At 58.3% G+C, this 11,517-nt stretch carries 7 protein-coding genes; 4 read left to right on the top strand and 3 right to left on the bottom strand.

Annotation, left to right across the window (positions count from 1 at the left end):
• The first annotated feature begins 918 nt into the window (after window positions 1-918).
• From NKH04_RS18980 to NKH04_RS18965, 4 genes are read left to right on the top strand one after another with little or no spacing between them, the layout of a single operon-like run.
• The gene (locus NKH04_RS18980; RefSeq protein ID WP_352472459.1) at window positions 919-2,139 is read left to right on the top strand and encodes a glycosyltransferase; all 1,221 of its coding nucleotides are present in this window, start codon (window positions 919-921) and stop codon (window positions 2,137-2,139) included.
• A complete protein-coding gene (locus NKH04_RS18975) occupies window positions 2,136-3,392 on the top strand; it encodes an O-antigen ligase family protein (protein ID WP_352472460.1) in 1,257 nt (418 codons plus the stop codon). Before NKH04_RS18980 ends, NKH04_RS18975 begins: the two co-directional genes overlap by 4 nt.
• A 4-nt stretch (window positions 3,393-3,396) precedes the next feature.
• A complete protein-coding gene (gene asnB / locus NKH04_RS18970) occupies window positions 3,397-5,391 on the top strand; it encodes an asparagine synthase (glutamine-hydrolyzing) (protein WP_352472461.1) in 1,995 nt (664 codons plus the stop codon).
• A gap of 1 nt (window position 5,392) precedes the next feature.
• On the top strand, window positions 5,393-7,609 hold the full coding sequence (locus NKH04_RS18965; RefSeq protein WP_352472462.1) for a GumC family protein: 2,217 nt from the start codon (window positions 5,393-5,395) through the stop codon (window positions 7,607-7,609).
• A gap of 295 nt (window positions 7,610-7,904) precedes the next feature.
• On the opposite strand, the gene NKH04_RS18960 is transcribed toward NKH04_RS18965, so the two are convergent.
• From NKH04_RS18960 to NKH04_RS18950, 3 genes are all read right to left on the bottom strand, one after another.
• Entirely contained in the window at window positions 7,905-8,954 is a 1,050-nt protein-coding gene (locus NKH04_RS18960) for a class I SAM-dependent methyltransferase (protein WP_352472463.1), read from the bottom strand.
• A gap of 99 nt (window positions 8,955-9,053) precedes the next feature.
• Complete coding sequence (locus NKH04_RS18955; protein WP_352472464.1) at window positions 9,054-10,103, bottom strand: glycosyltransferase family 2 protein; 1,050 nt, start codon at window positions 10,101-10,103, stop codon at window positions 9,054-9,056.
• Entirely contained in the window at window positions 10,100-11,467 is a 1,368-nt protein-coding gene (locus tag NKH04_RS18950; protein WP_353044753.1) for a lipopolysaccharide biosynthesis protein, read from the bottom strand. Before NKH04_RS18950 ends, NKH04_RS18955 begins: the two co-directional genes overlap by 4 nt.
• Window positions 11,468-11,517: the final 50 nt, after the last annotated feature.

Here is an 11,517-nt window from a genome sequence, read left to right as displayed (position 1 = left end):
TAGCGCCCCGCGGATGTCTGCCTACTAGAGGGTGTATATTAGCGCCAAATCACATACCTGCAGGCTCTGATAGAATGGTTGATCGCCAATAGGAATGCTGCACGGAAGGAGTAACTTCCATGGACATAATAAATAAGTAACAAGAATATGATCCCATCAAAAGGGCCGTGTTTTATCCAGCCCATCTGGTTAGATTGAAAGACAGATAGTTAAATATCTAGAGCGTATCTTGCAGATCGCTGAAATAAACTTGTAAATTATGTTTCTATCTAACTGTTCACCCGCGCATTGAGAGATCAGACAGACGTTCACCTAAGAGCCAGACCCCTCCACAGTCTCAATCCCGCAACCAATTAGTTGTGGATAATTCGTAGGTGTCCGCGCGTTCGTCGCGTGAAATCGGTCGGCAGATCAGGTCGCCGGCGTCGGAACGGTCCGAATCGGCTTATCCGCTGGTCGCAAGGAGGCAGGTTGCGCCAGGAGTTGTGGCTGAGGGGTCGACTATCATGCCTGGTAGCACAAGCGGGACAAGCTGAGGCGCGAACCCGGACCGGGAGCTTAGGAATCCGACGCGCCCAGCGTAGAGCAGCCGTACAACGCACGACTGTCGGAAGCGCTTTCTTCGGTTGCCTTATCAGTTGCAAGTCCGGCTTGGCCGAACCCCTAGAGTTCGAGGCGCAATTCATCACCGTACCCGTTCCTATGCACCACCAGATGCCGTCGAGGCGGTTCGCGATACCCGTAAGGCCGTGATCCCCATGCAGTTTGCCTCATTCAAACAGACGAGGACAGTATGCAAGCCTCCTCCTACCGTATCCTTTCACGCGCACAGAAGTAACGAAGCAAAACCATGAAAGCAGATGCGAAAGGCAGTTACTTCACGCGACCGGAACACGGCGCACGGACGGGAGCTTCGGGATGAATCCGCATCTCGTTTGTGTGGGAGGCGAAGATCACGCCCTGAGAATTCCGTTCCTAATGTCGCTGCGCGAAAGCGGCTTCCGGGTCACGGCAGTTTCAACCGGCGATGAGGCTGCGTTTTTGCGGCATGGCATTCCGCATCGCCGCTACGGTTTCGACCGATTTGCCAGCGGCACTGGCGAGTGGACCGCTGTAAGAGCGATTCGGAAATTGCTTGCGGAACTTCGGCCTGACATCGTCCAAAGCTTCGATACCAAGCCTAACCTGCTGACACCCATTTCGGTGCGCGGAACGGTCCCGGTCGTGCGCACGATCAACGGCCTGGGCTGGACATTCTCATCGTTGGAACCGCGTGCTCTGGCCTTACGTCCAATTTTTTGCGGACTACAATGGCTTGCCTCCTTCTGGACGGCAGCGACGGTATTTCAGAATCGGGACGATGAGGCTTTCTTCAAGCGCTTTCGATTGATTGAACCTGGCAGCGGAAGAGTGATCCGCAGTTCTGGCATCGATGTCGATGCGTTCGCTATGGCGAGGCATCTTGCTCCGCCGGCGGCGAAAATGCGCCAGGAACTCGGGCTCCAGTCAGCAGAGATCGTAATTTTTGTGGGCCGGCTAACCCGCCAGAAGGGCATCCCGACGCTGCTCCAAGCAGTCCCCCGCGTCCTTTCTAAAAGGCCTAATGCGCGTTTCGTGCTTGTCGGCCCTTGGGAGTCCGAAGGTCCATTTGCATTCGACAAGTCGGAAATCGATAGACACGCTCCTCATATCATCGCGCTAGGCCCACGACGCGATGTTCCAGCCCTTCTTGGCATGGCCGACGTGTTCGCCTTCCCCACACAATATCGAGAAGGAATCCCGCGCGTCCTGCTCGAGGCAGGGCTGGCGGGATTGCCCATGGTCGCCTCAAAGATGCCCGGCTGCAATGAGGTGGTCGAGGATGGATGGAACGGCTACCTAGTCCAACCCTACGACGCCGATGGCCTTGCATCTCGAATAGTCGACATCCTGTCCGACCGCAGTCACGGAAAAATCATGGGCGGTCGTTCTGTCGAACTCGTCCGTGAGCAGTTCGCGCTGCCGCGGGTGGTCGCTCAGTATTGCGATCTGTACGAAAATATCCTTGGCGCCAAATCCCACGGTGGCCTCGCCCGACCGGCGTATCCGGTCTTAATTAGAGACGATGCTGTCAGCGGTAGATTGGATGTGCGCCGATGATCCGGGACGCGATCCTGGCCTGCGGGCTCGCAACGACCTATGCGGAGCAACTCGACATTCCCGGGTCGCCCTTGGGGATTGGCGAACTGTTCCTCGTGCTTTGGATCATGCTGTCGATCGCGCGCGTCCTTGCCGGCGGTCGCCTGGAGACCAGGCCGGCGCTGACACTCCTTGCAAGTTACTGGACGATCATGGCGCTGGCTCTGGGGGTCGGCACCGTTGTCGGCTATCTGACCACAGTTCTATACCTGACGGGCCTGATGCACGATACGATGGCCTACCTGCTGTTGGTCAGCGTCACCTGCCTTGCCGCTGCAGAACCCGACGCCGACCGCCATCTCCGTCGTACTGGCTGGTGGGTCGTGGGTATCGCGAATATGGCCCTTGCCATTCAGCTGGGACAGGGCTGGGGCTGGATCCCCCGAGCTGGCGTCGATCCCTGGTACTGGGACCGCTTTCGCGGCTGGTCGCACAATCCAAATCAGCTCGCGCTCTACTGCGCAATCTTTGGCCCGCTAGCCTTGCATCTTGCGACCACCACCAGCAATCGATGGGGCAGGTTTCTTGGGATCGCCAGCTTGTTCCTAACCTTCTATGTCGGGAGGCTGACAAAGAGCGATACCTATTTGTATACCAGTATCCTGACCTGCCTGACGTTCCTCGGGCTGCGGATCAGGACATGGCTCAAGACCGGTGGCAACAGGGGCAGCTTTTCACGGCAAGCCGTCCTCCTGTTGCTCGTCGGTATCCTTCCGTTGGCGATCGCGATAACCCCCTACGCCGTGACGGAGGCGAGCGTCCTCGAAAACTTCGCCAAGGGCCTGACCAAGGACAAGGGCGGCGAGGCCACTGCCGAAACCGCCGCACTCCGCGTGCATCTCTGGGACGAAGCAATAGAGAAGGGCGCGGAATCCGGGTCGTTGGGCCTTGGTCCAGGTCCGCATCTCGAGCGCCCATCAGTGTTCGAATCGCAATTTCTGGAACGACCCTTCGAGGCTCACAACACGATCCTCGACCTGTACACTCAAGGTGGACTTATTGCGGTTCTGGCGCTGGTCTGGATCGTCAGCGCCGCCATCGTGTCGGTATGGCGTGCGAAGCTCGACGCGCTGTTAGCGCTCGTGGTGTCAATCGCTATTTTCGGAATGCCGCACCTGATCATCCGTCACCCGATCGTGTGGTTTGCGCTGACCATCTGCCTTGTCGCCGGTGCTCCGAAAGCAGTTTCTGCAATCTCCAACAATCCGGGTTAATGGCATGTGTGGTATTGCCGGAATTCTTCTTGCCCCCGATTCAGCCGACACGAAGCCGCTCAAGGCAATAGAGCAAATGACGGCCGCGCTTCGTCACCGCGGACCGGATGGCGAGGCATTCTGGATACACAGCGAAGCCGGGCTTGCCTTCGGTCACAGGCGTTTGGCCATTGTTGATCTGTCGGAGGCGGGCTGCCAGCCAATGCATTCCGAAAGCGGCAGATACGTCATTACGTTTAACGGCGAAATATACAATTTCCGCGATCTGCGCTGCGAGCTGGAAAGTACAGGTAGTCATTTCAGGGGCACCAGCGATACCGAGGTCATGCTTGCCGCCATTGAGAATTGGGGCCTCGAAAAAGCACTCACACGCTTCGCCGGAATGTTCGCGCTAGGACTATGGGATCTGAAGACGAGGACGCTCCATCTCGCCCGCGACCGAATGGGCAAAAAGCCGCTTTATGTCGCCTCAACACGTGATGCGCTTGTTTTTGCCTCTGAGTTGAAGGCGATCACCCGTTTTCCAGGTTTTTGTCAGGAGCTCGATATCAATGCGGCCGCGGCGATGCTTTCGAACGGATGGGTACCGGATGACAGCTGCATCTGGCGAGGCGTGTTCAAATTACCGCCGGGTTCGGTCCTGTCGGTGACGGCCGCTGACTTCGCCGCGTCGCGAAGTGCCGCCTCGCTAGCGCATCGTATTCGATACTGGTGGTCGCTAGCCGAAACCGCCGCCAAAGGGCGGGCGGAGCAGGTCGTCGGCAGTGACGAAGAACTTACCACTGAACTGGATGGCCTGCTTCGACTTGCCGTTCGGGAGCGCATGATCGCTGACGTTCCGCTCGGGGCCTTCCTGTCGGGCGGAATAGACAGCTCGACGGTTGTAGCCCTGATGCAGGCTCAATCGGACAAGCCGGTGCGCACGTTCACGATCGCTTTCGGAGAGGGCGGGTTCGATGAGGCTCCCCACGCGGCGGAAGTCGCGCGGCATCTGGGCACCGACCATACCGAACTCCACCTTTCGGCTGCCGTAGCGCGCGAAGTCATTCCAGAATTGCCGCAGATCTGGGACGAGCCTTTCGCTGACGAATCGCAGATACCAACTCTGCTGGTGGCGCGGCTCGCCCGCCGGCACGTTACGGTGGCTCTGTCGGGTGACGGTGGCGACGAATGCTTCGCCGGCTACGCCCGCCACTTCATGGCTGCCCGCCTGCGACGACAGCATACTCTGCCGTCGGCACTGCGTCGGGCGCTCGCGGCAGGCACTGGGTTACTGGCCCGTGCAGCCCGTCACGATCTCGTCGGGAAGCTGCCGCTTTCGGAGGGTGCACGGCATGCGCTGCGGGGCGACCGGCTGGATCGCCTCGCTCAGCTACTCGCTGCAGCCGATGAGGACGAGTTGTTTCGGCGACTGACGAGATCGTCGACCGAGAACCTCAGCCTGCACCAGCCCCCCTCATCAATCCACGTCGAGCACCGGCTTGATGGGCTGCTGTCCCGTCTTTTGTATGACGATATGGACGGCTACCTGCCCGGCGATATATTGGTGAAGCTGGACCGCGCCAGCATGGCCAACAGCCTCGAGGGGCGGTGCCCGCTACTCGATCATCGGGTTGTCGAATTCGCCTGGCGCCTGCCGACGAATACCAAGGTTCGTAATGGCAAAGGTAAGTGGATCCTTCGTCAGCTGTTGCGCCGGTACGTTCCGCAGCGACTGATCGAGCGGCCAAAGCAAGGTTTCGATGTTCCTATAGCAGTCTGGCTGAGGGGCCCGCTGCTCAGTTGGGCAAACGATCTTGTCGCCGATATGCGCATCTCCGGAGACGGAATTTTCGACCTTGCGAAGGTGGATGCGTGCTGGCGCGGTCACGTCGATGGCAGGCACGACCATTCTCGCGAATTGTGGCCGGCTTTGATGTTCCAGGCCTGGCACAACGAGGCAAGGCGGCCATCGCCGCCAGCAACGGGTTCTCGCGTGCCCGAACTTACAGGAGATTAAGATGGAAGGGTCCATAGTTAGCCGCATCCACCTTCCGCACGTTACCGAAATGCACTTGCCTGCGCGCGAAATCACTCCGCGCATGAAACGGCCGTTACGTGAGCAGATGGACACGCAAACCCCGCTCCATCAGCTCCTCGTTACCCTCTCAAGAAAAAAGTGGTTCCTCCTGGCCATGGTCGTCGCAGGCGGTGTCTTGGCCGCGCTTGGAGGGCTTGCACGGCCTGCCCTATACGAGGCCACCACGCAGGTAATCGTCGACGCACCTAGTAGAGCAGCCCCTGCCGGCGGCTTGATCTCTGCTCAGGATCAGCTGGATTCCAGCATTGACGACCATATCACCATGCTCTCATCGCAAAGCCACCTGCGAAGCGTAGTGGCAGCGCTGCGCAAAACGGATGCTGCCAATGGTGCTAAACAGGCTGGTGCTCGAACCGGAAACCATCCTCCGAAGCCTGTTGGCGTCGAGCCGCTGAATTTGCGCTCGGTTCCAGCCGATTTGCTGGCCAAAATTTGGCCGCGAAGCACGCCGGCGGCGCCAGATGCGGCTGAACTCAAGGTGCTGCGTGAAGGTATGAGGATCGGCCAGGAGCTGCGATCGAGAGTTATCAGTGTCGGCTTCACCGATCACGATCCGGCGCGAGCCGCTCTGATCGCCAACACGTTCGTCGAAGTGTATATTGGCGATCTGGCAAGGAAAAGCCAAGCGTCGGACAGGCTGGAACTCGACTCGATAGTCTCCGGGCTGCCGACTATACAAAGCAGTCTGGCAGAAGCGACCGATCGTCTGGAGAGATATCGGTTGAGCCATGGCGCGGTCGATCAAGGTGCGGCGGACAATGCTGCCAAGGAGACAGCCGAACTCACTCAGCAAATTTCCTTGTCGAAAGCGGACCTCTCCGCAACGGAATCCCGACTCCAACACATTCAGGACTTGCGAAAGGGGGGCGCGCCCGTTGCCTCGGTAGCCGAAGCCATCGGATCACCCTTGCTGGCCGATCTCTTGGCAGGCCAGGCCAACGGCACGGCAGATGAGAATGTCACAAATGCGATCGATCGTGAGATCGAACAAGAAATCGCCCGCGTCGCTGCTGAGGCAAACATCTATCGCTCCCAGATTGCGGCGCTGCAAAAGCGTAAGGATGTCCTAGATGCGGTTGTGGCCGATACAGCCGGCCGGCTTTCCGGACTGCGTGCTCTCGAGCCGCAGGTCAGCATCCTGACGCAGCGCTACAACGACCTTTTGACCCGGCAACAGGACTTGATGCGGCGTATTGCAAGTCCATCCCCCGGAGTCAGGCTTCTCTCAGCGGCGTGGCCCCCTACCAATCCAACGACTCTTTCGCCAATTTTTCTTATTCCGCCTGGCATGGTCGTGTTTGGCCTGATTGGAGGGATTTTCATACTTGTCCGCCAACGCTTCGATCGCACTTTGCGCGGAGAGGCCGAAGCTGAAGCAGCGCTCAAGGTTCCGTGCCTCGGGCTAATACCCCAGGCTCCCACAACGCACGCGAAGCGACTGCAGCAGCTGGTTTCAGGCCAGCAGGGGTGCAGATACAGCCGCGCCGTGACGTCCCTGCTTGTCGCCGCGGCGCCCCAACAGGCAAGGGATTACTCGAACATAATCTTGATAACATCCTGCGGTGAGGATGATGGCAAGACCGAGCTCGCATGGAGCATGGCCTTGGCGGCCACCAGACTTGGAGGGCGAGTACTCTTCATTGATCTGGACCGCACGGACCACCGCCTTACGGGCGAGTTTGTGAAGGAATTCAGCGCACGTAAGCCGCACAATTTTTTCGGAGACTATGTGAGTGACCGTTGTGCACTGCACGATGCGATAGCAGGAATGTCGGCGATCGGGATCGACTTCATGGCGCTCGCACCGTCGGAGGATCTGCTGCCCTTGCTGTCCAGTGTCGACGGCTCCCCTTTCAAAGATGAACTGCACTCGATCTATCGGGTCGTCATCATAAATGGACCGCTGGGGCTTGAGGGACCAGAGGCCAGGCTCCTGACAGGCTGGGGTGACGTGGTTCTTTTCGCCGTTCGCTGGGCGAAAACGCGACGCAGCATCGCGCGAGGCGTTCTGGACCTGCTTGCGGGCGATGCACCAGCTTCGGTCCCCGTCGCAAGCGTTCTCACGAAGGTTAATCTCAGGAAGCACGCTGGTTACCGGTTCGGGGACAGCGCTGACCTCTTGCTGGAGAGGACATGACGAGCGCGGCTCTTGTTGTTGCGCACTTCCCGCTTGGTTGAAAATCACCGCGCTAGGCGCTGCGCCGATCGGCTGCTGGGCGCGGGCCATCCGGCAGTAGCTGGGGTTGTCGCGGAGAGATCCATCCGGAGCGTGGGTCCGAAGTGTCACAACGGAACCTACGGCCAGGAGCCGCCGGACGGGCATTCATGAATTCCGGACCCCATCTGAGGCAACGCGCCTGACGCCGTCCTTCGTCTGCTTGGCGTTCACCGCGCGCCTAGTGGTGTCGAAATCACCCTTCACGCGGACCCGCTCATCGCTGCTTGGCTTGGCGATGAATCCGTAGCGCAGGTGACGAGACTTTGTCGATCTTTGCCCAGAGTGCGCTCCCCCCCATCGTCGATGCATTCCTGACCGCGTATGCCCATGCCGGCAACCGCGATGGTGAAATCGCAAGGGCAGTCAAACCTTGCGCAATCCGTTGCGCTTTGCTTCGCGGCAGGGCGCGCACGAACTCACTCACGCTACCTGGTTTCTCTCCCTTTCGGAAAAAGCTGTGGACGATGTCTTGTTTCAGGAATTTGGCGAGATTGAACGGCTCCCGCTCGCACTTGCTCAATTGCAAGCCGTGCCGCTGACATATGGCATCGAAGGCTTCTTTCGTCCATCGGCCGATGTGGTTTGGTGGCATGTCTATGAGCGAGCCATGGGACTCCATGTAGTAAGTTCTGTTTTCATTTGGCACGGCGATAAAGGCAGATCCTTGCGCCTTCAGAAGATATTTCAATCGAGCAAAAACGTCGTCCACTTGGTCCATATGCTCGAAGACTTGAAACATGAAAATAAAGTCGAAGGACTCTTTCATAGAATCGAAGCTGTCCATCCGAAAATCGCCTGAATAGGTCTTAAAGCCTTTCGACGCCAGTACAGACCTCGCCGTTTCGTTGTAGTCGACCGCAGAGATGTCGGAAACATGGAAGAATTTATTCTTGATGCGATCGAGAAAATATCCGAACCCAGACCCCACTTCGAGGGCAGTTTTTCCGCCAGTCTTCAGGCCCGCGAGCTCTTCGATAGTCCTTGAATATTCCCATTTCATGGTCGGATAGGAAGGGTACGCCCAGGCTAAGTTATAAAATTCAACGCCGCCAGCGACGAAGGGATCTGCAAAACCGAATCCGCAATCTGCGCATTTGCGGATATCGCATGTGTTGCTGCCCCAGAGATCCGACAGGTGGCTTGTTAATTTTCGAGAGCGGTCGGGGTCCTGACGCGGATTGATGAAATGTCGAGAGGCCTCATCTGCTGTCACTTCGAACAATTTCGCGGTTGATACACTGGCACACGCCGGACAAATGGTCATCTCGCTTACCCCTAAAGGCCAGACCGAAGGAAAGCCGCCTTCGACGGTATATGATGCGCCCCAGCCCGCCCGCCGTCGCGCTCGACGATGCCGCCATGCTCAGAAGCTAAATCGTCTCAGGCTACGCAATCGACCCAGTCTCGGGCGGATCGCGAACACGTAAGTAAGAATGTGCTGGCTCGCTATTTTCATAACTGACGGGCGAAGAATTTGCATCGCATCTCGGATCGTCGCCCGCCAGGGTTGCTGGTGGAATCTGCTGGGAAGACGAGCAACCCGCAGCGCCCGTAACAGAGTCTCAGGGCAGGGAAGATGTTTACGATCCTCGATGAGGTTCCAGTTAAGCTCTTTGACGGCAAGCGTTACCTGATCGACCTCATCGAAACTCTTGGTTGTAGTGATGCTCGGGTGGTTCGTCGCGTCGTAGAAGATCAAGCCATCGTTTATCGCGACCATGTCTCCGTGGCAGGCCAGATCGACAAAGAACAGCTGGTCGACTCCAGCTGGGATTGAATTATGGGCGCGCATCAGGCAACCCGCGTGAATGACGTCGCGGTTGATCAAAAGCGTCGATGGGATGATCCCAAGGCTCCGCGTCGTGCGGACCAGATAGAGGTCCGTCAGGCATTGCTGGCTTGAGTAGACGGAAATTCGTTGCCGCCCCTGCGGTGGCAATCGGAATTTCATCCGATCGTCCTCAATTATATTGGCTGCACAGGTCATGAATGCAGCTGAGGGATGCTTGGTGGAAACCTCGGCAAAGGTCTTGAGTGCGCCCGGGGCGAGCCAGTCATCGTCATGGAGCAGCTTGATCCATTTTCCGGCGCAAGCGAGCATGGCATTGTTGGTATTCTCTACCTGACCGCGGCCCCGGCAGTTTTCGACAATTCGGATGCGAGGCTCGGTCCGCGCATACTCGGCCACGATTGCCCAGGTCGGTCCGTCCCGGCCCTCGTCGTCGCTGACGACCAACTCCCAACTGGAAAAATTCTGACTCAGAATGCTATCCATTGCCCGGCGGATCGTGTCCGGTCGGCGAAAGGTTGGGATTGCAACTGAAATGAAAGGGCGCAGTCGCGAAGCATCAGCGCGATGATGTTGGTCAACCACAGCGGTCGTTTGGAGCTGATCAAGCTGCGATTGTTTCATGGTGCTTTTCCCTCGAGATGATGACCTTGTTTTGGTATGGCAGCTCCCGCTGGTTTAATGGCATGGCTCAAAATATACAGAGAGGCCGCCGTTTTCAGTGCAAACCCGACGCCGCCGCCGGCCGCCATCAGATAAATGACCTTGAGTGGTTCCCAACCTGCCTCAGCACCGGCAAGAAGCGGACCAAACACCAGCGCCGTCCGCGCGCCGTCGACGAGAAGCCGTAGCTCCTGCCGGCGCAGGAGAGCTGGGACATCTTGAAGCGGCGTCGCCAACGCCTGCGCAGCCCCCATGAACGCCAGCGCGGTCATAATGTCTGCGGCGGGAACCCAGGGCGGGCCCAGCAGGGGGACGACAATATATGGCGCAGCCAGGCCAAGCGCCAATATTGGCAATGCAGTGAGGCAGGCTGAAAGCATCAAGAGGCCGCGTGCGGTGCCGAGCAGATGTCTGCGATCACTGTTTTTGTTCGCCTCGGAGACAAAAACATTGCTGAGCGGGGTGGCGATCAGCGTGACCGGCGCAGTCACCAGCCGCGCTGCCACTCCCAGGTAACCCGCAAAAGCGGCGCCAAACAGCGAACCAACAAGTATTGCGGGAAGATTGATAATGGCGAAACTCGCGAGAGCTGAGGGAATGTCAAATAACGGAAACTTGTATTCTCGCCTGGCGACGGCAAAGACGGTACGCCACGGCGCTCGGGCGACGCCGTGTAAGTCCTTCCAGCTCAGAATCCGAGAGCCGAGGAGTCCGATAAAAATGAATTGGCTCAGGATATGGGCATGTACCATCGACTCACCTCCGAAATGGGCGAGCCCAAAAATCAATTGCAGCAGGGCCATGGTCGCCGGCAAGATCAGCCGGCCGAGGGCGAAGTCTCGTAGCAGGCCTGCGCGCAGGCTCCAGCAGTTCATGGCTTCGACGAGACCTGCGCCCGCCATCCCAAGTGGAACGAGCCAGGCGAGGTGGCCGACCCGCGCTGGAGCGATGCTCGCCCACAGCAGTCCTGCCGCAAAGGCGAGGACACTCGTCACCGACACAGCCAGGAGAATGAGCTTAACAGTCACATACGCCCGCGCATTGTCCTTGACACCATAGAGAGAGGCCTCGAAACGCAGTGCTGCGATCGCGCCGAGGATGTTTACGATCGAAAGATAAATCGTGAAGATCCCGAAATCTGCCGGGGAATAGAGCCGGGCCAAAACGGGAATAGCGGCGACGAGAGTCAACTGACCGGCAATCGCCATGGCCGAAACGCCTCCTGCCGCGCGCAGAATACTGCCGATCGGGCTTGGAGGAACACGGGTGATTATTTTCTCGACCGTAGGAACCGTCCTGGATCTCAGAAAGTAGCTTTGGGACATGAGCTCGCGATTCCGAGGAGGCAAAATGCGGTTGACCGGAGCTTACGATG

It is taken from the genome of Mesorhizobium sp. M1365, assembly GCF_040317865.1.
GTDB lineage: Bacteria > Pseudomonadota > Alphaproteobacteria > Rhizobiales > Rhizobiaceae > Mesorhizobium.
Note: the sequence above shows the minus strand (reverse complement) of the source record. Positions and strands in the feature narration are given on the sequence as shown.

Coding starts and splice junctions, on each gene's coding strand:
- NKH04_RS18980 (WP_352472459.1), top strand. CDS start 919: ATGAATCCGCATCTCGTTTGTGTGGGAGGCGAAGATCACGCCCTGAGA.
- NKH04_RS18975 (WP_352472460.1), top strand. CDS start 2,136: ATGATCCGGGACGCGATCCTGGCCTGCGGGCTCGCAACGACCTATGCG.
- asnB (WP_352472461.1), top strand. CDS start 3,397: ATGTGTGGTATTGCCGGAATTCTTCTTGCCCCCGATTCAGCCGACACG.
- NKH04_RS18965 (WP_352472462.1), top strand. CDS start 5,393: ATGGAAGGGTCCATAGTTAGCCGCATCCACCTTCCGCACGTTACCGAA.
- NKH04_RS18960 (WP_352472463.1), bottom strand. CDS start 8,954: ATGACCATTTGTCCGGCGTGTGCCAGTGTATCAACCGCGAAATTGTTC.
- NKH04_RS18955 (WP_352472464.1), bottom strand. CDS start 10,103: ATGAAACAATCGCAGCTTGATCAGCTCCAAACGACCGCTGTGGTTGAC.
- NKH04_RS18950 (WP_353044753.1), bottom strand. CDS start 11,467: ATGTCCCAAAGCTACTTTCTGAGATCCAGGACGGTTCCTACGGTCGAG.